The 26,396-nt window shown below is 42.6% G+C and carries 21 protein-coding genes and 2 pseudogenes; 14 read left to right on the top strand and 9 right to left on the bottom strand.

Annotation, left to right across the window (positions count from 1 at the left end; genetic code table 11):
- The first annotated feature begins 234 nt into the window (after positions 1-234).
- Both ruvB and VF06_RS02245 read left to right on the top strand, forming a co-directional pair.
- Positions 235-1,335, top strand: coding sequence for a Holliday junction branch migration DNA helicase RuvB (gene ruvB / locus VF06_RS02255; RefSeq protein ID WP_099068088.1), 1,101 nt, complete (start codon positions 235-237; stop codon positions 1,333-1,335).
- Between the two features lie 318 nt (positions 1,336-1,653).
- On the top strand, positions 1,654-2,460 hold the full coding sequence (locus VF06_RS02245) for a tetratricopeptide repeat protein (protein WP_099068090.1): 807 nt from the start codon (positions 1,654-1,656) through the stop codon (positions 2,458-2,460).
- Positions 2,461-2,680: 220 nt separating this feature from the next.
- Here the strand turns inward: VF06_RS02245 and VF06_RS02240 are convergent, their stop codons facing one another.
- The 4 genes from VF06_RS02240 to VF06_RS02225 all read right to left on the bottom strand — a co-directional run bounded on the left by VF06_RS02240 (position 2,681) and on the right by VF06_RS02225 (position 7,577).
- On the bottom strand, positions 2,681-3,223 hold the full coding sequence (locus VF06_RS02240) for a sulfocyanin-like copper-binding protein (protein WP_099068091.1): 543 nt from the start codon (positions 3,221-3,223) through the stop codon (positions 2,681-2,683).
- Between the two features lie 339 nt (positions 3,224-3,562).
- Positions 3,563-6,268 carry a M16 family metallopeptidase gene (locus tag VF06_RS02235; RefSeq protein WP_099073071.1) on the bottom strand — a complete coding sequence of 902 codons (2,706 nt, stop codon included), beginning with the start codon at positions 6,266-6,268 and terminating at the stop codon, positions 3,563-3,565.
- Positions 6,269-6,403: 135 nt separating this feature from the next.
- Entirely contained in the window at positions 6,404-6,832 is a 429-nt protein-coding gene (locus tag VF06_RS02230) for a VOC family protein (protein ID WP_099068093.1), read from the bottom strand.
- A gap of 235 nt (positions 6,833-7,067) precedes the next feature.
- The gene (locus tag VF06_RS02225) at positions 7,068-7,577 is read right to left on the bottom strand and encodes a TIGR02652 family protein (RefSeq protein ID WP_099068094.1); all 510 of its coding nucleotides are present in this window, start codon (positions 7,575-7,577) and stop codon (positions 7,068-7,070) included.
- Positions 7,578-7,879: 302 nt separating this feature from the next.
- Between VF06_RS02225 and VF06_RS02220 the strand changes: the two genes are divergently transcribed.
- From VF06_RS02220 to VF06_RS02210, 4 genes are all read left to right on the top strand, one after another.
- Positions 7,880-8,407: a gamma carbonic anhydrase family protein gene (locus tag VF06_RS02220; protein WP_099068095.1), complete on the top strand. Its 528-nt coding sequence runs from the start codon at positions 7,880-7,882 to the stop codon at positions 8,405-8,407.
- A gap of 10 nt (positions 8,408-8,417) precedes the next feature.
- Positions 8,418-8,582, top strand: a complete 165-nt coding sequence (locus VF06_RS38830) for a histidine kinase (RefSeq protein WP_143861701.1) — start codon at positions 8,418-8,420, stop codon at positions 8,580-8,582.
- Between the two features lie 105 nt (positions 8,583-8,687).
- Positions 8,688-8,813: a photosystem II protein Y gene (locus VF06_RS02215; protein ID WP_073638940.1), complete on the top strand. Its 126-nt coding sequence runs from the start codon at positions 8,688-8,690 to the stop codon at positions 8,811-8,813.
- 340 nt (positions 8,814-9,153) lie between these two features.
- Entirely contained in the window at positions 9,154-10,533 is a 1,380-nt protein-coding gene (locus VF06_RS02210) for a bifunctional folylpolyglutamate synthase/dihydrofolate synthase (protein WP_099068096.1), read from the top strand.
- Positions 10,534-10,624: 91 nt separating this feature from the next.
- Here the strand turns inward: VF06_RS02210 and VF06_RS02205 are convergent, their stop codons facing one another.
- The gene (locus tag VF06_RS02205; RefSeq protein WP_099068097.1) at positions 10,625-11,917 is read right to left on the bottom strand and encodes an ABC transporter substrate-binding protein; all 1,293 of its coding nucleotides are present in this window, start codon (positions 11,915-11,917) and stop codon (positions 10,625-10,627) included.
- 308 nt (positions 11,918-12,225) lie between these two features.
- Between VF06_RS02205 and pilM the strand changes: the two genes are divergently transcribed.
- The 4 genes from pilM to VF06_RS02185 all read left to right on the top strand — a co-directional run bounded on the left by pilM (position 12,226) and on the right by VF06_RS02185 (position 17,746).
- A complete protein-coding gene (gene pilM, locus VF06_RS02200) occupies positions 12,226-13,332 on the top strand; it encodes a type IV pilus assembly protein PilM (RefSeq protein WP_099068098.1) in 1,107 nt (368 codons plus the stop codon).
- A gap of 153 nt (positions 13,333-13,485) precedes the next feature.
- Positions 13,486-14,262, top strand: coding sequence for a PilN domain-containing protein (locus VF06_RS02195; protein WP_099068099.1), 777 nt, complete (start codon positions 13,486-13,488; stop codon positions 14,260-14,262).
- The gene (locus VF06_RS02190) at positions 14,259-15,026 is read left to right on the top strand and encodes a pilus assembly protein PilO (RefSeq protein ID WP_099068100.1); all 768 of its coding nucleotides are present in this window, start codon (positions 14,259-14,261) and stop codon (positions 15,024-15,026) included. The genes VF06_RS02195 and VF06_RS02190 overlap by 4 nt, the downstream gene beginning before the upstream one ends.
- 269 nt (positions 15,027-15,295) lie before the next feature.
- On the top strand, positions 15,296-17,746 hold the full coding sequence (locus tag VF06_RS02185; RefSeq protein ID WP_099068101.1) for a type IV pilus secretin family protein: 2,451 nt from the start codon (positions 15,296-15,298) through the stop codon (positions 17,744-17,746).
- Between the two features lie 205 nt (positions 17,747-17,951).
- On the opposite strand, the gene VF06_RS02180 is transcribed toward VF06_RS02185, so the two are convergent.
- The 4 genes and pseudogenes from VF06_RS02180 to VF06_RS02165 form a co-directional block, all read right to left on the bottom strand.
- The gene (locus VF06_RS02180; RefSeq protein ID WP_099068102.1) at positions 17,952-18,512 is read right to left on the bottom strand and encodes a hypothetical protein; all 561 of its coding nucleotides are present in this window, start codon (positions 18,510-18,512) and stop codon (positions 17,952-17,954) included.
- Between the two features lie 312 nt (positions 18,513-18,824).
- Entirely contained in the window at positions 18,825-20,048 is a 1,224-nt protein-coding gene (locus tag VF06_RS02175; protein WP_099068103.1) for a type II secretion system F family protein, read from the bottom strand.
- Positions 20,049-20,176: 128 nt separating this feature from the next.
- A pseudogene (locus tag VF06_RS02170) lies at positions 20,177-21,307 on the bottom strand (type IV pilus twitching motility protein PilT); the annotation flags it as partial.
- A 112-nt stretch (positions 21,308-21,419) separates the two neighbouring features.
- Positions 21,420-23,432: a GspE/PulE family protein gene (locus VF06_RS02165; RefSeq protein ID WP_099068136.1), complete on the bottom strand. Its 2,013-nt coding sequence runs from the start codon at positions 23,430-23,432 to the stop codon at positions 21,420-21,422.
- Between the two features lie 164 nt (positions 23,433-23,596).
- Here VF06_RS02165 and VF06_RS43605 point away from each other — a divergent pair.
- The 4 genes and pseudogenes from VF06_RS43605 to VF06_RS40175 all read left to right on the top strand — a co-directional run.
- Positions 23,597-23,707, top strand: a pseudogene (locus VF06_RS43605) (IS982 family transposase); the annotation flags it as partial.
- A gap of 235 nt (positions 23,708-23,942) precedes the next feature.
- A complete protein-coding gene (locus VF06_RS02155) occupies positions 23,943-25,154 on the top strand; it encodes an RNA-guided endonuclease InsQ/TnpB family protein (RefSeq protein ID WP_099068105.1) in 1,212 nt (403 codons plus the stop codon).
- 203 nt (positions 25,155-25,357) lie between these two features.
- Positions 25,358-26,107, top strand: coding sequence for a nucleotide exchange factor GrpE (gene grpE / locus VF06_RS02150; protein WP_099068106.1), 750 nt, complete (start codon positions 25,358-25,360; stop codon positions 26,105-26,107).
- A gap of 74 nt (positions 26,108-26,181) precedes the next feature.
- Entirely contained in the window at positions 26,182-26,352 is a 171-nt protein-coding gene (locus VF06_RS40175) for a hypothetical protein (RefSeq protein ID WP_180267390.1), read from the top strand.
- The last annotated feature ends 44 nt before the right edge of the window (positions 26,353-26,396 follow it).

Genomic DNA, 26,396 nt, shown 5'->3' with positions numbered 1-26,396 from the left:
TTGACCAGAATTTAAATTTTAAATTGGCGCGGGTATTCGCAAACGAAAATTTTCACGAGTATGGAGTTTGGGGCATGGGGCATGGGGCATGGAAAGAAGACAAGGAAGACAAGGGGGACAAGGTAGGAATCTTTCTCCCTTGTCTTCCCCCTCTCCCTTGTCTTTCCATCTCCCTATCTCCCCACCTCCCTATCTCCCTACTCCCCAGTCCCCTAAAAAGTAGACAGCTGAATTATGGCGATAATCTCCTCGAAAAAACAGCCTCCAGAATCCAACGGAGAACCAAAACAGCGTCGGGAATCGGCGAAAGCAGCATCCACAAACGATATTTTGCAACCTGAAGCTGCTATTGACGAACAAGACAAACAAGAAGAAAGTATTCGACCGCAGCGATTTGCCGATTACATTGGGCAAAAAGATTTAAAGGATGTATTAGACATTGCCATCAAAGCAGCTAAGTCTCGTGGTGAGGTGCTGGATCACTTATTGCTGTATGGGCCGCCAGGATTGGGTAAAACCACAATGGCGATGATTTTAGCATCGGAAATGGGGGTAAATTACAAAATTACCAGTGCCCCAGCCTTGGAACGTCCGCGAGATATTGTCGGGCTACTGGTGAATATGAAACCGGGTGATATCTTATTTGTCGATGAAATTCATCGCCTCTCCCGAATGACAGAAGAAATACTCTATCCAGCAATGGAAGATTATCGCTTAGATATTACTATTGGTAAAGGTTCCAGCGCTCGCATCAGAAGTTTGCCGCTGTCAAAATTTACTTTAGTAGGAGCTACAACCCGCGTTGGTGCTTTAACTTCACCACTGCGCGATCGCTTTGGTTTAATTCAAAAACTGCGATTTTATGAAGTTGATGAACTCAGTAAAATTGTACTCCGAACTGCTGAATTGCTAAAAACGCCCGTTACAGAAGATGGTGCCGCAGAAATAGCTAGGCGATCGCGCGGGACACCACGTATTGCTAATAGACTACTCAAAAGAGTACGTGATTATGCTCAAGTAAAGTTATCTGGAGAGATTAACGAAAGCGTTGCATCCGAAGCATTGCAATTATTCCAAGTAGATCCCTGTGGTTTAGATTGGACAGACCGTCAAATGCTCAGTGTAATTATTGAACAATTTAACGGCGGCCCAGTGGGGTTAGAAACAATGGCAGCCGCAACAGGTGAAGATACCCAAACAATTGAAGAAGTATATGAACCTTACCTGATGCAAATTGGTTATTTAACCAGAACTCCCCGTGGGAGAATGGCCACAAAAGCAGCATACAAACATTTGGGATTTACGCCGCCTAGCGAACAATTGTCGTTATTGTAATTACGATAAATTGGGCATGGGGCATTGGCAAGAAGCAGGGGGCAGAGGCAATAATGCTCGCTTTGTGCATTTTCAACTCGGAATTGTGTTTTGGGAAAAGGGTAAAGGGTAAAGGTTTTTTCTTTCCCCTTTCGCCTGCCCCTTTTCCCCAAAACCCGACAAGTATTGGGGGCTGAGGGGAAAATTTTCTCCCTTGCTCCCTACCTCTTCATCTCCCCATACCCAATGACGGCAGTTGCTCCACTTGGGGAGACCCCAAGACCGCACTGCCTCCCCCATGCCCCGTCCCCAATGCCCACTGACTTAAGGTAAATCCAGATGATGAAGTTGATTTGTATTTTTCTGAGTTTGTTAGTTGTGTTTGGCTGGGGTACACCAGCCATCGCACAATCTCAATTGCCAAGTGTTACTCAAGAGCAATTAAAACAAGGTGATGAGTGGGCAAATCAAGCTTTTGAAGCTACGAATAATGGTGATTTTGCCACTGCTGAAATATATTGGACAAAGATTATTGAGCAATTTCCCACCAATGCAGGGGCGTGGAGTAACCGAGGAAATTCGCGGGTCAGTCAAAATAAGCTACAAGAGGCACTGGCGGATTATAACAAAGCCATAGAACTGGCTCCAAATGTTACAGACCCTTATTTGAATCGGGGTGCAGCCTTAGAAGGTTTGGGAAAATGGCAAGAGGCCATCGCTGATTATAATTATGTCTTAGAACTCGATCCAAATGATGCGATGGCATATAACAATCGCGGTAATGCTAAAGGTGGTTTGGGAAAATGGGAAGAAGCGATCGCTGACTATAAAAAATCAGTGGAAATTGCCCCAAATTTTGCTTTTGCCCGCGCTAATTATGCCCTGGCACTTTATGAAACTGGTCAAACAAACCAAGCAATCAAAGAAATGCAAAATATCGTCCGCAAATATCCCAAATTTGCTGATATGCGTGCCGCCCTCACAGCTGCCTATTGGGTAAATAAAAGACAAGGGGATGCTGAAAGTAACTGGGTAGCTGCTTATGGACTGGATAGCCGTTATAAGGACATCAACTGGGTCAAGAATGTTCGTCGTTGGCCTGATAGTATGGTGGTGGCTTTAGATAAGTTCTTAAAACTCCAGTAGGCAAGTCAAAGTCTATTCTCATGGGTGAACGAAATTTTGTGTGGGATTTCTAGCTAAGTATCCAAAAAATGACCCTCCACACTCCCCACACTTCCCACACTTCCCACACTTCCCACACTCCCCACACTCCCCACACTCCCGACACCTTTTTTCGCTCACCCTATTGTCATCCCTAGTTTTTGGGATTTTTTTGTGAGTGACTGACTTGGAGAATTCGTGTTTAATTACTAATAACAATCTCTCCAATCATTCCTGCTTCTGTATGTCCTGCTATTGGACAACGTAAACTATAATTGCCAGATTTCAGAGGCACAAACAACCACTCCGCCTCTGCACCTGGCTTAAGTTCTACTTCGTGAATCGCTCCTTTAATTTCCACTTTTCCTGCTTCAACTTTTTGCGTCCAGATAGCATCGGCAAAATCTTTGGCAGTAAAATAATGTTTCAGTTGGCTGGGATTAGTCAGCCGCAGATTGTAGCGTTTGCCAGTTTCAAATTCTAGGTGATTTGGCTCAAATTTGAGTTCGTTAGCTGCATTACCCAAACTAACTTTAATTTCTGTAGCTGGTTGTTTGAGTAAATCACTAGACAAATTCGCTGCAACTGCTGGAGTTACATTGATGAAATACAAGCAGAAGAACAACGTTAAGATTACTAAATTACGACGGAAAAATTTTAGCAAATTAAAAAAAGTTCGCAGTTGAAAAGTAGAGAAAGTCAGCAATAAAATTGGAATTTTGTATAAATTTTTGTAAAGTTTCATCAGTAATTTTTAAAATGTAACACTGGCGAGCAGGAATAATTAATTTAGGTAGCCAGAAAAACTACTTTATCTATTGTTTATCAAACAGAATACATGGGTCAGTCGTCAGAATTCAGTCGGGTATTTTGTGCGACTCGAAGGAGCTACGCTATCAGTGGCGGGTCTGAATCCCCCACTGATATATTGCTGAATTCTGTATTCTTCTTCATTATCCATGACCATCGTCCCATTCTCAATTTACTTTTTTACCCATACGTTGTGATACAGATACGTAGGTAGGGGCGTACAGCTGTACATCCCTACAAAGGATTTATGTGTTGTCCAGATTTTGATTAATGCTTATGATGCCCCTGGGCCAGCAGTAGCAACGACAATTTTATCGGGGTGAATTAACTCCCTAGCTGCTTGATTGACTTCCTCAAGGGTGACTTGCTGGATTTTTTGGGTGAAGGAGTGCAATTCTAATCGGTTTAGTTCGTATACTTCATTCATCAGGATTGTATCTGTTAATTCCTCTGGATTTGCCAGAGAAACATTGTAGTTGCCGATGAGGGTGTGTTTAGCTGTTTCCACTTCTAGAGCAGTGACGCCTTGTTGATGGATTTGTTGTAATATTTGGCGGGTACTGGCGATCGCTTTGGTGTTATCTTCAGGACTAGTTTGCATTTCGATGAAAAATGTCCCTGTATTTTTACCCACTAGAAAGTAGCTATAAATTCCATAGCTCAAACCTTGGCGATCGCGCACTTCTGTTCCTAGTCTACTTGATAGGGTATCGCCTCCCAAAATTTGATTTAACACCAAAACTGCATAAAACAAAGGATTATAGCGGTTAATACTGCTATGACCCATATAAGTTACTACTTGGGCTTTACCTGCTAACACTCGGTTAACACTGACTATTTTTTCTGGCAGAGAGACTGTAGGATATTTGAATAAAGGTGGTTCACCGCTAACTTCCCAATCAGCAAACTTTGACTCAACGAGCGATCGGACTGACTCCACCTCAAAATCTCCCACTAGTACTAGCACCATTGTGTCAGGACGATAATGTTTGGTTTTAAAAGCAATAACATCCTGGCGTTTAATTCGCTGTAAACTCTTTTCTGTGGGAAAGGTGTTTAAGGGATGTTTCTGCGGATAAATTGACTGAATAAATATTCTTCTAGCTACTTGTGAAGGTTCATCTAATTCTATTTGCAAGTCTATTAAAGTTTGTTGGCGATGTAGTTCTAATTCTTTGATGGGAAATGTACTATTTTTCAAAACATCTGCCAAAATTTCCATGAGTATCGGTAAATCTGGTGCTAAACTATCACCCTCAATTTGCACACCTTCAGAGTAGGCATGAAAATCTAGACTTGCACCTCGTTCTGCCAAAGTTTTGGCAATTGTTAAGGCATCCTTTGTTTTTGTCCCACTCAGCAAATTTTCTGCCACAAAAGCAGCTAGTCCAGCTTGCTCATCTGAATCAAATTCAGTTCCCCCTTGTATGTAACCACTCAAGGTAACAGTGGGAGTACTAGAATCCTGTAACAACAATAGCCGCAGTCCATTGGTAAATTGGAATTGCTGTGGTAATGTTTGGGCTATGTCTTCTCCATCAGATGCTTTGTCAACCACCCCAAGCAACGCATCTGTGACCAAATCTACACTTGGTAAATACTTCACCACCTCAGTAACCAGCACAGGTGCTACAGCAGAGAAATTTTCTGTGGTTTGGGTTAAATCTACTTTATGACCAATTTCTGTGGTTTGTTTATCAGTGGGTTCAAAAAAGCCCACTGTACGCGCTTCTTTTGTCAGATATTTGTGAATTACAGCAATAACATCCGTTGGCTTTACTAAACGAACAGCCGCTAAATAGCGGTCTGTATAACGATAATCATCAGCAGTGGTTTCATCATGACCTAATTGCATCCCTTGAGAAGTGATATCGCGGTTACTCAAAATCACATCCGCCGTTAATTGATTTTTGGCTCGTTCCACTTCTTCTAATGTCACGCCTTTTTTTGCAACATTGGCGATGACATTGTTGAGCAATGAGTCAATTTTGTTCAAATCTTGTTTAGATGCAGCCGTCACCAACACTTCATACCAGCCGAATTCCCGCAAACTGGTAACTGATGCTGTCACTTCACGAGCCAGACCTGATTCTACCAAAGCTTGATAAAGGCGAGAATTCCGCCCCTCAGTCAAAATATAATCCATGACATCCAACGCTGGGACATCCGGCTGATTCACATCTGGTAACGGATAAACCACCTGTAACAAGCGTCCTGCCCCTGGTTCTCGCAAGATGATGGGAGTGATGACTGTTGAGTGTTGACTGTTGACTAGGAAGTTGTTCTTATTCCCCTTGTCTCCCCATGCCCCATGCCCAATGCCCAATGCCCTATTTGCTAATTCTCCAAACACTTCTTTAACCATTGCCAGAGTATTTGCGGTTTCAAAATCTCCAACAATTACTAAAACGGCATTATCGGGAGTGTAAAAATTGCGGTAATATTTCTCTACCTGCTCAAGTTCAAATTTTTCTACATCAGCCTTCACACCACCTACAGGTAACCCATAGGCATGATTGGGAAACATTGCTTGCATGACGGCGCGGTTGAGGCGATATTCTGGGCTATTTTCGTAACCTTGCAATTCTGAAATTACCACCCGTTTTTCACTGGCTAGTTGCTCTGGTTCAATCTGGGAATTTTGCATTCTGTCGGCTTCCAGCACCAAAAGAGCTTTGAGTTTGCTTCGTTCCACAGTCCCGTAATATGCAGTTTGGTCATAGCTGGTGAAAGCATTGGAATCACTACCCAAAGCACTAAACAAACGTCCAAATTGAATTGGACGATTTTTCGTGCCTTTAAACATCATGTGTTCCAATTGGTGGGCAATACCATTGACTCCCGGTTCTTCGTTGCGCGAACCAATTTTATACCACACTTGCACCGTTACTACTGGTGCAGTATGCACTTCTTTCGTGAGGACAATTAGACCATTTTCCAGTACTGTCTTGCGGACGTTTTCTGTAAGTGTTGAGGTCATTATTATTTTTGTTAGCAGGCAAGACTTATGATTTTAGATTTTAGATTTTAGATTTTGGATTGAAAAATTATCTATATTTTTTTTAATTTGTGTGATTGTGCGGGAAAAGGTGAGTTGAATTTTGCAAAAGTTAAACTATGGAAGTTTTGTTAAAACGCGAATAAATTCCAAAGGTAAGCCATCGGTATCGGCGATAAAAGCAACTTCGTAAATGCGATCGCCTATTTGCTGTTGTGTCGGTTCTAATAATACCTTTAATGGTTGCAATTCTTCTGCTGTTGAAACACGTTCTTGTAAATTTGTCAACCAGCTAGGTAAATCTGGCGTCATTTCAGTCAAGTCAAAAGACAGATGATAATATCCCACATAATGTTCATCAGCAAAAGCATCTGGAGCTGGTTTTGGTTCGGGAATTTGAATTAGTTCAATTCTGCCCCCCAATCCTTCCATCCAACAAGCTAGCGTGTAGCCTGTAGTAAAGCGTTCTGAAATTGTAAATCCCAGATGTTCGTAAAAGGCGATCGCTCGATGAATATTCGCCGTCCGAATAGAAGCGTGGTGCATAAACAAATGTAGCAGTTGTCAGTTATGAGTAAAGTTAGGAATTAGGAGTTAGGAATTGTGAGTTAGGAGTTAGGAGTTGTGAGTTAGAAGTTTTGAGTTAGAAGTTTTGAGTTAGGAGTTGTGAATTCAATTTCACTTCTAACCTTTAACTCTTAACTTCTAATTTTTAACTCTTAACTCCTAACTCCTAACTTTTAACTCTTAACTTCTAACTTCTAACTTCTAACTCCTAACTTTACTCAAATAACCGGAAATAAGGGTAACGTACAGGCACGCCAGGTTCTTTTTCCAAGTCAAAGTTAATGACTTCCCAGCAAGGGTCTTCTGGAGGATCGGGACTAAATTCTACGGGTAAACCGTATAGCCGCGCTGCTGATGCTTCCGGCTGTCCAGACCGCCAAGGAGTACTGCGTTCTAAGTAGCCACTCATCAATTCCTGATAGCGTCGAGCAATAATAACTCTTGTTGCTCGATAGCCTTGAGTGTACAGCTTGTCTAATGCTTCATGAATTTCAAACCGTATACCATCAGGGTGAGTATGCTGTCTATACCATTCATTATTCCACCTCCGCCAGTGACGCCCAGACTGTAAATGGATTAACTCTCCATTTTTCGGGTTAGCTTCAAAAGCGCCATGACGCGGACATAGATAGGTATCTGTTAGTGTCAACGCCGGAATAGTCTGGCGACAATGGGGACACTGTATTTCAGGGCCAAATATTGGGTACTGCAAGCCTGGATTCATCATGAAGTGCGTACAAACATAATTTTGCTTTACCAGCACTAGGCACTAGTAGGTTGGGTTATACACTTCGGCTCCGCCACTTTGGGATATTCCTTCGCTGTTAACTCAACAAGTAAGTTCAAAGTGATGAGTTTCAAGTTTTTTGTGAAAAACTCTCTCGTAACTCAACACTCATTAGCACTTTGTTAAGCATTCAGCACTCGTCAATTTAGAGCCTTGACGCTGTGATATCCTGGTTGTGCAACCAGCCTCAAAGGTTGGAGTTTCTCCAGTGTTCCTGGGTACCATATTAATATTCTATCGTGTCTACCGCTTCTTACTGGACATCTGTCGATTTTTCTCAAGCTGCCTTCATTGCAAGCAACGCTGTTGTTATCGGTTCGGTAAACATAGCAGCAGGAGCAAGCATTTGGTACGGGGCAGTAGTTAGAGGAGATGTTGAACGCATTGACATTGGCGAATGCACGAATATTCAGGATGGAGCGATTTTACATTGCGATCCTGGTTTTCCCACAATCATAGAAGATCGTGTCACCGTAGGGCATCGTGCTGTAGTACATTCTGCTTACGTTGAGCGTGGAAGTTTAATTGGCATTGGCGCAGTGATTTTAGACGGTGTACGCGTGGGCGCTGGTAGCATTATTGGTGCTGGCGCAGTAGTAACTAAAAATATACCTCCCTTATCGTTAGTTGTCGGCATTCCTGGCAAAATACAGCGCCAAGTAACAGAAATTGAAGCCGCAGAACTCATAGAACACGCCAAGCGTTACGAAAAGTTAGCTTTAGTTCATGCAGGTAAAGGTACAGATTTGGGGTTTGGTAAGGGTTAGGGCATGGGGCATGGGGCATGGAGACAAGGGAGACAAGGGAGACAAGGAAGACAAGGGAGACAAGGGAGATAAGAATAACTCCCCAGTCATCAGTCATCAGTCATCAGTTAACAGTCATTACTCCCAATGCCCAATGCCCAATGCCCCATGCCCCATTCCCAATTCCAAAATTTAAACATTCTTTACATATAAGCTAGGAAAAATTGCCCACTTCAGCTAAAAATAAAAATGAGAGAAGTTGACAAAACTTTAATTTGTTCTTAAAAGAGGGGTTCTAGATATGGATATCGATTTTCGTTTAGCGATCGTTTTAGCTCCAGTTGCTATTGCTGCTGGCTGGGCAGTATTTAATATTGGTGCTGCTGCTTTAAGACAAATTCAAGGCTTTTTGGATAGAGAAGCCTAAATCAGGCTTATATAATATCTTTTCAACCGACTGTTTCTCTTTCTTAGAACAGTCGGTTTTATTCATGTTAGGTATGGGAGATTAGGAGTGGTGACTCAATACGGTTCGGGGAAAGGGGAAAGGGGAAAGGGGAAAGGTTTTAAATACATCTTTTACCCCTTATCCCTTAACTTTTTCCCAGACCACAAGGGAAGTTTATACTGCTGATCCGAACTGTATTGACTGGTGGCTACTGACTGAAGAGTTAAGAATTATTCTCCTTGTCTCCCTTGTCTCCCTTGTCTCCCATCTCCCCATCTCCCCTACCTCCCCATCTCCCTCACCTCCCCACTCCCCTCTCGTGGATATCGATTCTATAATCCAACCTCTTCAACGCTTTGGTGTCCATCTTGGACTCGATCGCATTCTCAATCTGTTGGCAAATCTTGGCAATCCCCATCACCATGTTCCGGTAATTCACGTTGCTGGTACTAATGGGAAAGGTTCAGTTTGCGCTTATCTTTCCTCGGTACTTACTGAGGCTGGTTATCGTACAGGACGCTACACTTCGCCCCATTTAGTTGATTGGACGGAACGTATTTGTCTCAATGAAAAACAAATTTCTTCGGAAGAATTAAACCAATTATTTCAACAAGTACAAGCCGCGATTCCTCTAAATGAACAATCACCCACTCAATTTGAAGTAATCACCGCCGCAGCTTGGTTATATTTTGCCCAAGCTAAAGTCGATGTTGCAGTGGTGGAAGTGGGGCTAGGGGGGCGCTTGGATGCTACCAATGTCTGCTTGGAACCTTTGGTGACAATTATCACTTCCATCAGTCGGGAACATTGGCAACACCTGGGCCCCACCGTGGCTGACATTGCCAGAGAAAAAGCAGGTATTCTGAAACCGGGGCGTCCTGTTGTGGTTGGAAAATTGCCACCAGATGCCGAAGAAATGGTGCGATCGCGTGCTTTAGAATTACAATGTCCAATTTTTACACCACAACCCGCCCGCCAAATTGCTACAGGCTGGGCAGAATATGAAAGAGGGGGAGATGGGGAGACTTGTACTGAGCAAAGCCGAAGTATGGGAAGACTTGTACTGAGCAAAGCCGAAGTATGGGGAGATGGGGGGAGCGAAGAATCACCTCATAAGTCTATTAAATATCCTTTGCCATTAGCAGGACAAATTCAGTTAAATAATTCAGCTTTGGCTTTAACTGCTTTAGAAATTCTCCAACAACAAGGTTGGCACATTTCTCAAACAGCCATAAAGAACGGGATGGCGAAAACTCGATGGCCGGGGCGGATGCAATGGACTAGTTGGAAAAATTATCAATTATTACTTGATGGCGCTCATAACACAGCCGCAGCCGAAGTTCTTCGCCATTATGTCGATAGCTTAGACGCCGTAAAACATAAACCCGTAACTTGGATAATGGGAATGTTTGCTGATAAAGACCATGCTGATATTTTTACCGCTTTATTGCGCCCAGGCGATCGCCTTTTTTTAGTACCAATATCAGTAGAACCTTGGCCTGGTAGAAATTCTGCTAATTTAGACGAACTAGCCAATTTAGCTTACAACCTCTGTCCACAATTAAGCGATCGCCAAATACATCCAGACTTATTCACAGCCCTAGAAACCGCAACTTCAACCACCACCAAAGAGGATTTAATCGTTGTGTGTGGTTCCCTTTATTTAGTCGGCGATTTTTTACAAATGCGGAATCAATAGGGACTGGGGAGACAAGGGAGACAGGGAGAGGAAAAAATCTTCCCCTCTGCCCCATGCCCAATGCCCAATGCCCCATGCCCCATACCCAAATTTACCTTTCATTCCACTGTTGCGCGGCATCTTCCACAGCTTTATCTACTGTTTTTTCGCCTAACATTGCTGCTTGCAAGTTTTCGTAAATTGCTTTTTGCAATTTATTGGAATCCTTCAACGTAGGAGTTAATATTTCTGCTTGTTGTAGTTGTTGGGCAGTGATAACTCGCGCTTTTTCTATTGTTGAAGCATTAGCTGGAACATCTTTAAAGTAGCTGTCAGATAATGCTTTAACTGTGGAAGGTAGAACATTTGCGGCTTTTGCAAAGGCTAACTGATTTTCGTCATTGGTGACAAATAAAGCAAACTTCACAGCGGCGTCTGGTTGTTTGCTGTCACGGGGAATAACTATGTTCATCACTGCGACATTTTTCTTACCAGTGTCGCCACTGAGTTGGGGTGCGATTTGTGAAGCTTGAGCAATTTTCGGGGCATTATTAGCGATCGCTTTGAGAAACTCTGGCCCAGAAGATAGAAAAGCCGTTTCTCCAGATTGGTATAAATCGATCGCCTGCCGATGTCCTTGAGTCAAAACCTCTTTAGGCAGCAAACCTTTTTTATACAAGTCTACCCAATATTGAAACGCAGCTTTCCCTTGTGGCGAATTAAACGCCGCTTTACCTTGGTCATCTATTAAAGTCACTCCCATCTGCACAAAAGATTCCAGCACTTCTCCTGAATCTTGCGGTACAAATGTCACAAAAAAAGCATATTTCCCAGTCTTATCTTTAATTTGTTGCGCTGCTTGCGCTAATTCTGCGTAGGTTGCAGGTGGTTTATTTATACCTGCCTGTTTTAATAAATCGGTGTTATAAATGGTTAACCGTGTGGTGAGATACCAAGGAATTCCAAAACTCTTACCATTAAGTGTACTCGCTTTCCAGATATTCGGTAGATAGGAGGAACGTACATCGTTTGGAACCTTTGTGTCCAAATCTAACCAAGCATTTCGTCCGGCAAGTTGAGAAGCAAAACCGGGATTTAGATTAACAACATCAGGTGGCGTTTTTCCGGAAACAGCTGTTAAGATTTTGTTCTCCATTGCTGCCCAAGGTACATCAACCCAGTTAACCTTTATACCTTGATTTTGTGATTCAAAATTGGTAATTAGGCTTTTGAAGTAGTCCGTAAATTGGGGTTGCAGTTGCATCGTCCAAAACTCAACAGTTGCTACTCCTGAAGTAGTTTGTTTTGTATTTGTACCACCTGTACCACAACTTACAATCCAGCTAGTTAATAAGCCAAGCAGTACTAAAGCAGTAAGTTGTTTAAATTTTCGCAATTGAATCATCTTCCCAGTATTTTTACGCTTGTTCGTGGTGAAAATCTTATGCAGAATTGACGAGATTATAGGGTAAATCAATTACCAGTAGTAGAGATAACTAGGGAACAGGGAATAGGGAATAGGGAACAGGCAATAGGCAATGGGCAATGGGCAATAGGGAACAGGCAATAGGCAATAGGGAGATAGAGAAAATTTTAAACTCCTAACTCCTAACTCCTAACTCCTAACTCCCATACTCCTAATTCCCATACTCCTAACTCCTAACTCACCATCCCCAATCCCCAATACAATTTAGCAGTCCAGCGGGCACAACTGTGGTGAAAAGCTTCAATAGTCTGTTTGGCAAATCAAATAAAGGGATCGGCATTGAACTTGCCCCTGAACGAGTAAATGTAGTTCAGCTACGCAAGCAACGTCAAGGTTTGAAAATAGAAACCTTAACATCAGTAGCGGTTCCTGAAGGTGTAGTTACTGATGGTCAAATCACTGACCCTCCAGCAATGGCGCAGTTAATTCAAGAAGCGCTAGCCCAAGGCAAAATCAAAGCTTCTCATGTTGCTACTGCTGTACCAGGACGAGATTCTATCGTTCGTCTGATACCAGTACCATCAGAATTAGATGATAAAGAACTTCGGGAAATGGTACTAAACCATGAAGCAGGTCTGTATCTGCCATATCCTCGTGAAGAAGCTGATGTAGATTATCAAAAACTTGGGTATTTTGTAGATGAAGATGGCATTGAAAAAGTACAGGTACTCTTAGTTGCTACCCGCAAGGAAGTAACAGATACCTATATCAGTACATTCGAGCAAGCAGGATTACAAATCGATGTTTTAGAAATTAACAGTTTTGCTCTCATTCGGACTATTCGCGACCAATTGCGACAATTTGGCCCGCAAGAAGCAGCAGTACTAGTTGATATTGAGTTCGACAGCACAGAAATTGCCATCATCGTTAATGGAGTACCGCAATTTTCCCGCACAGTACCCATAGGAACTTATCAAATGCAAACTGCCCTGGCAAGGGCAATGAGCTTACCTGCATCACGAGATATGGAAATGTTATATGGGATGGTGATTACTCCCACTCCCATAGACGGCGGTAAAACTGGTGTTACGGAACTCAATCCTGGTATGGCAGCAATACTGAGAGTATTGGGCGAACTCACAGATGAACTCCGCCGTTCCATCGATTTTTATCTCAATCAAAGTGAAAATCTGGAAGTAGCACAGATTTTATTAGCTGGGCCTGGAGGTGGACTCCAACAGCTTGATGAATTCTTTACCCAACGATTAAGCTTGCCAACCATCCAAATAGATCCAATCGGTGCTTTGTCGTTGGAAGTTGACAGCAACAAATATCCACAGGTACAACGCTCTGGGTTGGCAGTGGTACTTGGTCTGGGAATGCGGGAGGTCTAATTAATTGGGGATTTTGGATTTTAAATTTTGGATTGTTTAATTTTGACGATCGCCCTTTTGAAATCTTGGTGAAATTTTGGATTGTCTGTTTTGACAGTCACGCTGTTTGAGAATTCTCAAACCATAATATTGGTCTCTAGTTGGTGTGAGAAAATGTATAGTTTGGATGTTAACTTTCTTAAAGACCGCCCAGCATATCAGAAAAAGCCTGAGAAAAAAGGAAAATTATCGCTTAGTCTTCCTGGTGGAAATTTAACACCAATATATATAGGAGTTGCGCTTGGTGTTGGTCTACCAGGTTTATTAGGAGTTAGTTGGTGGTTGTTGCAAGGGAAGATCGTTGAGCTAGATGGCACAATAGCACAACTAGATGGCGAAAGCAAGAGGCTAGATACAGAAATCGGAAACTTGAATAAAATCAAAGCCGAAACTAGCGCCATTAAAGGGGAAACCCAAGCTTTAGTCACTGTATTCGATCAGATTCGTCCTTGGTCTGCAATGCTGCAAGATTTACGCGATCGCATTCCCGCAGCAGTGCAAATTGAGAGCATCAGGCAAATCCCACCCATTGTTGTGGCGGAAGGTAAACCCCCCAATAATCCAGCCGGAGGATTAGAAGTTACCGGATTGGCTCGTTCTTTTAACGATGTCAATGACTTTTTATTAAGTTTGCAACAGTCCCAGTTTTTGAAGTCCTCAGAAAGCAGAATTATTACGGCAACCTTAGTAGATGCTCCCATAACATCAGGTGTTGCTCAATCAGTTCCTGGTGTAACAATTAAGCCTCCAAAAGTCGTTAAATACACCATTCAATCGAGCATGAATGATGTTCCTGCTTCAGAATTAATTCGGGAGTTAGAAAAAAAAGGCACAGTGGGACTAGTGGCTCGAATTCGTAGTATGCAACAAACGGGAGTCATTTCAAAATGACGCTGAGTGATGATTTAAATTTTGCCGACCAAGCCGGAGAATTTGATGCCGCAACCCCAGCGCATCCGGTATTATTTGGCATTGCTTTTACACCAAAAATCATTGGTATTTTGGTAGGGGTAATTGGTTTAGCGGGAGCAGGTTATATCGCATTAAACTTGTTGATGCCAGCTTGGGAAAGCTATCAGCAACAGCAAGCAAAAGTCTCGGAACTCCAAGGACAAATAGACCAAAAGAAACTTAATATCAAACAGATTGATAAAGTTAAAGAGGAACTAGCACAGGCAAAACAGCAAAAAATTCAAGTTTTAGGTTTATTTGCTAATGAGAAAACTTTGGATACATTGCTGTTGGATCTGAACCGTTTAGTTGAATCAGGCAACGCTCAAACTCCCATTAATGGAGTCAGAGCCAAACTTAATAAGTTCTTACCAATTTCCCAACAACCAGAACCGATTATCGATGGCAGTCTAGGAAAACAAGTTGACGGCAAACTGCAACGCAGCAGTATCAGTGCTGAAATTACAGGAACCTACGAACAAACTCAATCGATAATTCGTAATATTGAACGTTTACAACCTTTGTTGATAGTTAAAGATTATCAATCAACTTTAGCACCAGCTGAGTCAAGGTCACCAACAGATAAAACACCTGTGCGAGTAGGGCCACCAGCAATTAATACATCATTCCAATTACAGGTATTGATGCCACTTAGTCCAGAACAAATAGCAGCCGCAGCAGCTAAAGCTGCTCCGAAAAAGTAGTTATGAATTATGAGTTATGAATTATAAATTATGAATTATGAGTTATGAATTATAAATTATGAATTATGAGTTATGAATTATAAATTATGAATTATGAGTTACGAGCTACTATTAACTCCTAACTCCTAACTCCTCACTCTTAACTCCTAACTTTTAATTAATTACTCTTAACTCCTAATTTTTAATTAATTGCTCTTAACTTCTGATTTTTTAACTAACTACTCAAAAATTGATTCTAAACAAGGTTTTATTTAGGTGAGGAATGAACTGTGAAACAGGTTCACGGTAATAGTCTTATATTAGGCACTGCTGCTTTTGTATTTTTGGCAGCTCAACCAGTATGGGCGCAAATTGCTCAAGTTACAGATGTACAGTTAAAACAAGCTAATGGTGGAGTTAGCGTTGTTTTAAAAACTTCTTCAGGGTCGCGTCCCCAAGTTTTTACCACTAAAAGAGGTAAGGCTTTAGTTGCAGACGTTATTAACACTCAATTACGCCTACAACAAGGTAATAGTTTCCGTCAAGATAATCCAGCACCAGGAATTGCTTCCGTAGAGGTCAATCAACTTGATGCCAATAGTGTGCGAGTGACGGTAACTGGCAGTAACAATGTACCTGGCAACGAACCGGTAGTGCGATCGCCAAATGGAATTACACTCAGCTTTAACTCATCTGCTGGTACCACGGCATCAACACCCACACCAACAATACCAACATCCACAGCGACAGCGCCCCCCGCTTCTACTCCAGCCCAAACAGGTCAAAACCCAGGCGTTCTTGTTCCCAACCCCCAAGTCACCATAGACGGACAACCAGCACAACCCGCTGGCCCTGGTCAGCCTTTGAGTCAAGCTCCACCTTTCTTACCGAGAGCCGTCGCTCCACCAGTGGGAGATATTGCCATTTCTGCCACCGATGCTTCTCCTAGCACCATCGACTTAGGAACTCAGGAACGTGTACCCCGCTTAGTACTGCGAGATGCACCGGTGCGTGAGGTTTTATCATTACTTGCTCGTGCGGCTGGTTTAAATTTGGCTTACGTCGGAAGCGAGCAAGGTGGTGGGGGTCAGCAAGGTGCAGCAGCACAAGCAGCCTCTCAAACAATCTCGTTAGATATAGAAAACGAGCCAGTGCAAGATGTGTTTAACTACGTCTTGCGCCTGAGTGGTTTAGAAGCTAATCGCAGTAATCGCACAGTGTTCGTAGGGCCGAAACTACCCAATGCAACCCGTGACATGGTTATGCGGAGCCTGAGACTCAATCAGGTCACGGTCGATGTTGCCTTAAACTTTTTGGTTGGCTTGGGAGCAGAAAGCGCTGTCAGCCGGGAACGACAAGTTACTAGCGTTAGTGCTGTACCTGTAGGATCTGGAGTGGCTCCTATTACCCAAACTCAGACGACAACGGAAACCAAAATTGAACGTCTAACCCTTGAGGACTCTAAATACACAACACCTTTACTCCGAGGTCTACAGGCATTAGGAGACCAGCGCACCAATTCTCTAACTTTAATTGGGCCTCCGAGACTAGTTGAGATGGCAATGGCTCAACTAACTCAGTTGGATATCCGGCGTCGTCAAGTAGTAGTCAATGTCAAGATTATCGATGTTAACCTCTTGAACACCCAGGACTACAACACTAGCTTTTCCTTTGGGGTTGGAAACAACTACTTTACAAATGATGGTGGTGCAGCATCTCTAAACTTTGGTGGTTCGAGACCAGCTACTAGTGCTGAAGTTTCAAGTAGTGTGACTAGTACACCAGTCATCCAAAATCCTGTTACGGGAACACCTTTTCTTGACCCTAACAGTAGCGTATCTATTCCAGGAACTACCCCAGGTACAGTAGTAGTAGACGCAAACGGGAACATCACTAGAGTTGCAAATCCAGGAAGTGGTAATTTCTATCAACCTGTCGCACCCAGTAATACAAACCCCTTACAACCAGGTTTCACTAATATCACTCCAGCAACTGATAACATCATTAAAATAAACGCCGATGGTACATCAACTGTTACACAAGGTACCCTTGGAACAGCTACTACAGCTTTACCTTCTCTTTTCCAATTCCCTAAACGCCTACTCGCTAGCTTGCAGGCTCAAGTCCAAAATGGTAATGCCAAAATTTTGACAGACCCAACCTTAATTGTCCAAGAAGGTCAAACCGCTAATGTTAACCTAACTCAGGAAGTAGTAGGCAATATAAAAAGGGAAATCGTTCGCGATTCAAATCTTGCTACAGAAACGATTTCGGCAGAAAAAGACCGAGTAGGTTTAACCCTAGCAGTCAAAGTCGAACGCATTGACGATAACGGTTTTGTCTCTTTATCGGTGGCTCCGGTTGTCAAGGCACCCCAAGCTCCAGCTACCATCAACGTTGGAGGTGGTGGTAGTCAACAAATATTCTTGGTATCTGAACGCTCACTAAATTCTGGCTTGATTCGCTTACGTGACGGTCAAACACTAATTCTCTCAGGTATTATTCAAGATTCAGACCGTACAAGTGTCTCGAAGATTCCTATTTTAGGGGATCTGCCGTTAATTGGTTCGCTATTTAGAAGTACAAACAGATCTAATCAGCGTAATGAGGTAATTGTGTTGCTCACACCTCAAATTATGGATGACTCTGAGAACTCCTCCTACGGCTATAACTACAGCCCTAGCCCACAGGTACGGCAAATGCTTGAGCGTCGGGGCTTGAAGCTTCCTACTGGACAGTAACAAGGATAATGTACAAGCTGAGTCACTTTTGGCAAAGGCTCAGATCCCCGACTTCTCTAAGAAGTCGGGGATCTTTTTGTTGACAAGTAAGATTAAACGTAATTCTAGGTTTCTATTTTTGATTAATTGATAGAATTTTATTGCAGAGCGATCGCCTTTAATCTCAAGTCCAGTTAGTTGGCGATCGCTCCATAGTTGATAATAATTAAGCTGGTGGAATTTCTGGAGAAAAAGCGTCTGTACAATTCTCCTCGAAGAAAAAATTTGATGTTTGCATAATAAATGGAAGTTCTGCTCCGACAAGACCCCGTTGGATGCGTTCTGAAGTTTCAGAAAAAATGACAAATAAAGGATATATGCTATCAGATCCTTCACTCAAAATATGACTGTGACGGAGAGGCATCAACCATTCATAATCATTGTCTAAAACAACTTGGGATTGTCGCCAACGTCCTAACAAATCAGAAAAGTCTTCATCGGGACGATGAATAAAGATTAAAATCTCCACTCCAGTTTTTATTTTCCATTCCGGATCGCACATCAAAATTCCCACATCACAAGGCAGAGAAATTGCCTGCGAAGCCGTTGTAGCAGTTTTACAAAGACGCACAATTGGTAAAGGAATAGAAATTACACTCTCATCTGGACGGCGTAAACTGGGAATCATCTCCAAATATGGACGGTGTTGTTTTAGTAAGGCGATCGCAGCCTGATGATTACTGTACTCTGCCAAGCTCGCTTCATACTGAGATTTTTGCACAGTCATAATAAATTAGTTAGGAGTTAGGAGTGAGGAGGTAGGAGTTAGGAGTGATGAGTTAGGAGTGATGAGTTAGGAGTGATGAGTTAGGAGTGATGAGGTAGGAGTGTATAAGAAAATTAGTTAGTTTAAAGTTGGAGTTTAAAAGTTAAGAATAAAATTAATTATTTAAAAATTAAAAATCAAAAATTGAGAATTGTAAATCCTAATTCTTAACTCCTATCTACTAATTTTTAATTCCTAATTTCTAACTCATAACTCATAACTTTTAACTCTTAACTCCTAACTCCTAACTCCTAACTCTTAACTTTTAATGTCTTATCCCAGTTTTTCAAATACCTTAAACATCGGTAAATACATTGCCAGCAAAATCGTACCAACCATTCCCCCCAGAACCAAAATCATAATTGGTTCTAAAACACTGGTAAGTGCTTTTACTGCTTGCTCAACTTCATCTTCATAGAAGTCAGCAACTTTCATCAACATTCCATCTAATTCTCCGGTTTCTTCACCAATACTAATCATCTGAATTGCCATAGCCGGAAAAACTTTATCTCTTTGCAAAGCAATACTAATCATGCCTCCTTGTTGAATCTCTACGCGGGCTGCATCTATAGCATTAGCAATTACTTGGTTTCCTGATGTATCTCGGACAATTTCTAAGCAAGTTAAAATTGGCACACCTGAACGAGTCAAAGAACCAAAAGTGCGGCTAAAACGTGCAACAGAAGATTTTTGAATTAAGTCACCAAATAAAGGCATTTTCAGAGAAAGGCGATCGATTGTTTGGCGGCCAACAGGAGTTTTAGCATACCGTGAATAGGCAATTTTCAATCCTACAAGTCCACCGATAAGCCCGAAAACCTTAGGACTTCTCAAAAAGAGACTAGCATCCATCAAAAATTGAGTTAGAGGTGGTAATTCAGTTCCGATTTCTGTAAAAATCTTCGCAAAAACGGGAATCAGAAAAATAGTCATACCAAGAAATATAGCAACTGCTATAAAACCCACAACTGTTGGATAAGATAACGCTGATTTAATTTGGTTTTGTAAGCGGGCAACATCTTCTAACAACTTGGCTAAACGATTCAAAACTTCGTCTAGAACACCACCAACTTCGCCGGCTTGAATCATACTCACATATAATCCATCAAAGCACTCAGGATGCTTCCGCATTGCCTCTGAAAGATTCATTCCAGTTTGAACATCGTTGCTAATCTCCACGAGAGCTTGTTTGAGTTTAGTATTACTACACTGTTCACCCAGTACCCCCAGACTTCTAACGATCGCAACTCCCGCATTCATCAAAACGGCAAATTGACGGGAAAAAACTGCTTTATCTTTAACAGAGACTTTCACAAAGGAATTCTGGATTTTCTTTATATCCAACCCTGCTTGAAAGCCTTTAGATTCTTTAAGATCTTGAACTACAAAACCTTGTTCTCTAAGACTAGTACGAGCTTGTGCTAAAGATTCAGCACTAATTTTTTCTGTTCGAGATTTTCCTTGAGAATCCCGAACGCGAGCAACAAATGTTGGCATAAACAAATAAATTCAAAATAGTTGTTAGTTATTGGGTGTTGGGAGTTAGGAGTTAGGAGTTAAGAGTTAAGAGTTATTCTCTTTGTCTCCCTTGTCTCCCTCATTTCCTTCATCTCCCCATCCACCGATTAATGTGCTTTAACAGCCCCGGCTCCCGGTTTTGCACCTGCTGGTGGTGGTGTAGAACCACCGATGAGACGTTGGATTTCATCTGGTTTAGAAGTTTTAGACATTGCTGCTTCAAAGGAGATTGTTCCAGCTTTGTAATAGTCGGCTAAAACTTTCTCTAGAGTTTGCATTCCTAACTTGCCGCCGGTTTGAATGGCTGAGTAAATTTGTGATGTTTTACCTTCTCGAATTAAGTTAGAAATAGCTGGAGTTACAATTAAAATTTCTTGAGCCATTACCCGACCATATTCACCGGGTTTGGGATTTTTCTTAGAAACTAATGTTTGGCTAAATACTGCTACTAAAGAGTTTGATAATTGTACCCGCACTTGAGTTTGTCTTTCATGGGGAAAAACGTCGATAATCCGGTCAACGGTTTGTGCAGCAGAACTAGTATGTAGCGTACCGAATACTAAGTGTCCTGTTTCTGCTGCGGAAATTGCCAAGGAAATTGTTTCCAAATCCCGCATTTCCCCCACTAGAATAATATCTGGGTCTTCCCGTAAAGCTGCTTTCAAAGCATTAGCAAAACTCTTGGTATCTTCGCCCAATTGCCGTTGGTGAACTAAACTTTTAATTGGTTCGTATACGAATTCAATGGGGTCTTCTACTGTTAATATATGCTCTGCTTTAGTGCGGTTAATTAAGTCAATCATTGCCGCTAGGGTTGTTGTTTTCCCGGAACCTGTAGGGCCCGTCACCAAAATTAATCCTCTGGGCTTATCGGACATTTCCCGCACTACATCAGGCAGACCTAATTTTTCAAAGTTAGGAATCTTAGAACTTAATGCCCGTAAACAAGCAGCATAAGCACCACGTTCTTTATAAACATTCACCCGGAACCGAGCCAGGCCTTTAACACCATAAGAACAATCTAATTCCCAGGTTTGCTCTAAAGTTTTACGCTGGGTATTGTTGAGCATACTAAAAATCAGCCTTTGACACTGATCTGCTGTCAACACATGCTCACCTATGGGAGTGAGTTTGCCACTGATGCGGAAGTAAGGAGGCAAACCTGCGGATAAATGCAGATCTGAACCTCCCATTTCAATCATCTGCTCCATCAAGTCTTCAATCATCATTTCCATAGTTTTGCTTCCTTTTAATGTTTGTTATTTGTCTTTTGTTATTTGTCATTTGTCAGTTGTTTTAAGTTACTAAGCATTAACTAATGACTAATGACTAATGACTAATGACGAATGACTAATCTTGAAAACGAGATGTCAGACAGTAGGGACAATCTAGCCATTCTGGTTTCAAGGTGGCATCACAAGTCCGACAGGTAAGACCTGTCTTACGTTTGGCTTTTAATTCTGCTTCCAAACCCGTATCTGTAAAGGTCACCCGTTCTACTTCTTCGAGGGTAGTGGAGCCTTGACGTACTAAGTCCAGACTGTAAGCCAGCAAAGTTTTCATCCCTTCTTCTACCGCCACTTCTTTGATACGTTCTGTGGGTGCTTCTTCGTTGATTAGGGTTTGGAGGTTTTCGGTGACTCGCATGACTTCATAAACGCCACAACGCCCTTTGTAGCCGACGCCATTACAGGTTGGGCAAAGCTGATTTTTGGTTTTGGCTTCTGCGATCGCTTCTAATGTTAAAGTGTTGGCTTTGTAGAAAGTGACTTCCACTTCAGAGGACGCTGACAGACCATAACGTGCCAATTCCTCAGTTGTCGGAGTGTAGGGAATCCGACATTCAGAACATACCCGTCGCACCAAACGTTGAGCCAAAACACCAATTAAGGAACTAGAAACCATGAAAGGCTCAATCCCCATTTCTCCCAAACGAGCGATCGCTCCTGGGGCATCATTGGTATGTAAGGTAGTTAATACTAAGTGACCAGTTAAAGCAGCCTCAATCGCTGTTTTTGCTGTTTCCTTGTCCCGCGTTTCACCCACCAGTAATACATCTGGATCTTGTCGCAAGAAAGCCCGCAATGCTGTAGCAAAATCCAGCCCTTTTTCTCGAATCACCTGTACTTGAGTAATCCCTGGAAGACTGTATTCGATCGGGTCTTCTACAGTACTGATATTAATTCCCGGATCGTTCTTTTCCGCCAGCGCCGAATACAGCGAGGTTGTTTTACCGGAACCAGTCGGCCCAGTCACCAAAATTAGACCAAAGGGACGGCTAACCATATCCTGGACAATGTGTAAAGTCTCTGGATCTGTAATTAATTTATTCAATCCGAGTTGGGTAGAAGAATTATCCAAAATCCGCAGCACCACCTTTTCCCCGTAGCGACTGGGTAAGGTATTTACACGGAAATCTACTTTGCGTCCCTCAAACATCCGACGGATGCGTCCATCTTGGGGTAAACGCCTCTCGGCAATGTCTAGGTTAGAGATGATTTTAAATCGGGCTGTCACCGCCGGGATGATTTTTTTCGGCATCAGCGGGAAAGCTTCACGCAGCACTCCATCTTTACGAAAGCGAATGCGTAAGTTTTCTTCTTGTGGTTCCACATGAATATCGGAAACTTTTTCATGCAGCGCTTTAGCGAGGATTCTGTTGACAAGGTTAATAACTGGGGCATCTTCAGCGCCCTTCATTGCTGCCCCTAGATCGGCCTCCATCTCCTCAGGAGCATCTTCAATGTCGAGATTTCCGAGATTTTCTAAATCCTGACTAATATCTGTAGAGCTTTCTCGTTCTAGGTGCTTTTGCCGAACAGCCAGGTCATCCAAATATTGGTTGATTACCTGTTGGTAATCCTCCTGTGTAATCACCATCCGCTGCAATGCCAAGCCCTGGGGTCGCAAGATGCGATTGAGGTCGTCGCAAGCCTCCAGATTATCTGGAGCAACCATCGCCACCAAAACTGAAGGCGGGGTTTGGTCTTCGTGTTTGGACAGTGGCACCAAACGATGACGACGGCAGATATCCACTGGAATCAAGGTATCAATCAGGTTACCCACCATCGTGCCGGCAAAGGAGTTGACTTCCGGATCGAGGAACTCAACACCGTAGAGTATTTTTAGTTCAAATAGCTGTTGTTTTTTGTATTGCCTGAGCAGTTCTGGTGATAGTTGTTGACCAGTAATTGACTCTAATACTTCCGTTAGTGGTCTACCGGATTTACGGCTTTCAATTAGTGCCTGTCTCATCTGTTCGCTATTAACATAGCCAGATTGCACTAGCTTGTTGCCAAAGGGCGAAAACTCTGTTCTAGTAGTTAGAGCGGTACTGCGCCGTTGTGGTGACGATTGAGTCATAAAGGGAGCAATTGATTTGGGAAAACCTCTGGTTAGAGTATTCCCAGCATGGGACACAGAATTCTCATCGCTCAAAAAACTTCTCACCAGAAGAAGACAAGATAATGGAATTTCATGTTGATGGTTGACTGTTGACGATTAACTTGAAAATATTGGTTCTTTGCGATGGCTTTTGTGTACACATTGCTGCCAAAATTGCATCTCACACACTACGTTTATTGCTTCGTCGTCGTTTTGGTATTAATGTTCTCACTTTCCAATCTCAACCTATTTAATTCACATTAGGCGTGAATCGTTAAATTTTAAGTACTAACCCATTAAAAACCCGATCCATAAATTCATAAGAGGGGTGAATCAAATTCAGCGCCACTCTTGCAAAATACTTACTCCTGGAGTTACGCTAGCGAAAAACTAGGGTTAAAGCCTCGCCCGCTTACGAGCAATGTTATTCTACTAACCGAACCATCGATTTTTAGAATTGTAGTAAAATAGAGTCGGGAGGTCACAAGCGTGTTTAACCTGACTTACGAATTCAAGCTAAAACCAACACAAAAACAAATATTACTGTTTGAAGAATGGATAGAAACTCATAGACGGGTTTACAACCATGCTTTAGCTGAACGTAAAGACTGGTATAAGTCCCGTAGTTGTCAGGTAAACGCTTGTAGCGTCCATAGCTGCTATATCATTCCTGCTGAGGCATCGCGCCCAACATTTGCAAGCCAGTGCAAATCTTTAACTGCTGCACGTCAAGAAAATGAATATTTAAAACGAGTTAATGCTCAGTCTTTACAGCAAACATTGAGGCGACTTGAAAAAGCTTTTGTGAGTATGTGGGAACAAAATCATGGGTTCCCAAGATTTAAAAAACCAGGACGGATGCGGTCTTTTTGTTTCCCGCAATTAGGGCAAAATCCGCTAACCAATGGTCAGGTAAAATTGCCTGTAATTGGTGCTGTAAAAGTTCGTCAATCACGAAGCATTCCTGATGGTGGAATTATCAAGCAAGCGCGTGTGGCAAGAAAAGTTTCTGGATGGTATGTGATGTTAACCATTCAATGGGATGTATCCATACCAGAAAGGTTGCCACACGGGGAAGCAGTAGGAATTGATGTAGGTTTAACTAATTTTGTTGCAACTTCTAATGGTCTTTTAGTTAAGCGTCCAAAGTTTTTTGTTGATGCCGAACGCAAGCTTAAATTGCTGCAACAGCGCGTTAAGAGAAAACGTATAGGCTCAAACAATTGGCGTAAAGCCCAAAGAAAAGTTGCTTCACTGTATGAATACGTTGCCAACTGCCGCAAGGATTGGCACACAAAGCTATCTCATCAAATCTGCAACGATAGTGGGATGGTTTTTATTGAGGACTTAAACCTTGTCGGACTATCCCGTGGGATGTTGGGCAAGCACTGTCTAGATGCAGGATTTGGGCAATTTTTCAGTATTTTGGATCGGATTTGTTTTAAGCGTAGCGTCTATTTTCAAAAAGTAGATAGCCGTAAAACAAGCCAAATCTGCCCAAACTGCCAAAGCGTGACAGGCAAAAAAGATTTATCAGAGCGTATTCATAATTGCTCAAATTGCGGCTATACAACCCATAGGGATGTCGCCGCTGCACAAGTAGTTCTCCAGAGGGGACTTGCAGCCGTGGGGCACATGGTCAAGATGCTTGCTGAGGGTAAATTCGTCGGAATCCCTGTGAAGCAAGAATCCTCTGCATAACGGCTCAGGAGTGTCAATCGTTCGGGTTACCGCACTAGGAGTATTTCAACTAGCGTGTTCACCTTTTGTCACAATAAGATGACGGTGACATCACTCCAGGAACTTGTTGGCAATAAAATCAGCCTCAGTTGCAAGTCGTCAATGACGACAGTTGCAAACTATGGGGATGTAGTGCCATAAAAAGCATCTGGAATCATTAGACAATGATGGATGAAAATAAACAGATAAACAATACAAGCCAGCAATTGGGTGAACCAACAGAGGTAAAGCAAGCAATGAAAAGCGACTCCCCAGCCCCAATCAATTCCAATGAATCTGGCAGCGAAGTTACTGAGCAAGTGTCAGCCCAAACCAATGTAACGGCGGATACGGCTACTTTTGGTCAAGAAAATGGCGTCGCTGCCAGTGAGAAAGCTGAACTACAAACAGCAGCTTTAGCAGAACTGACTCAACAAATCGAGTCTCTCAAAGTACAACTAGAAGAACGTAGTACTCAATATATGCGGATTGCCGCTGATTTTGAGAATTACCGCAAACGCACTAGCAAAGAAAAAGAAGAGCTAGAGGCACAGATGAGGCGGAACACGATTCTGGAGTTGTTGCCAGTGGTGGATAATTTTGAGCGGGCGCGATCGCACCTCAAACCCCAATCCGATGGGGAAATGACTATCCATAAAAGTTACCAAGGTGTTTATAAACAATTAGTAGATACCCTTAAACGTTTGGGTGTTTCACCAATGCGTCCCGAAGGTCAAGAATTCGATCCCAACCTGCACGAAGCAGTAATGCGGGAACCTACGGATGAACATCCTGAAGGAACAGTGTTAGAAGAGTTAGTGCGCGGATATTACTTGGGCGATCGCGTGCTGCGCCATGCAATGGTCAAAGTAGCTGCTCCCAAGGAAGATACACCTGCTGCACCAGACGATCAGTCGAGTCAAGCCTTCAGTTAAACTGTAACGGCTCGCCTCGCTGATGGGTTCTAGCAGAGGCGAGCATCATTACTGAGTATTGGAAGATGAGGGGAATGAGGAAGACGCGGAGAGTGGGAGACGCGGGGACGCGGGGAAAGAAGATGCAGAGAGTGGGAGACGCGGTGGCTCTTAATGAACTCTCCGTGTCTTTGCGTCCCCGCGTCCTCTCATCCCCGCGTCTTTTTTCCTTACCCCCATTCCTAAATGCTGAAGTTTTGAGCTAACCTTGGTTCGCAGCAACAAAAATTAATCCGCGACATCATAATTA

This window comes from Nostoc linckia z4 (assembly GCF_002608075.1).
Taxonomy (GTDB): Bacteria; Cyanobacteriota; Cyanobacteriia; order Cyanobacteriales; family Nostocaceae; genus Nostoc; species Nostoc linckia.
Note: the sequence above shows the minus strand (reverse complement) of the source record. Positions and strands in the feature narration are given on the sequence as shown.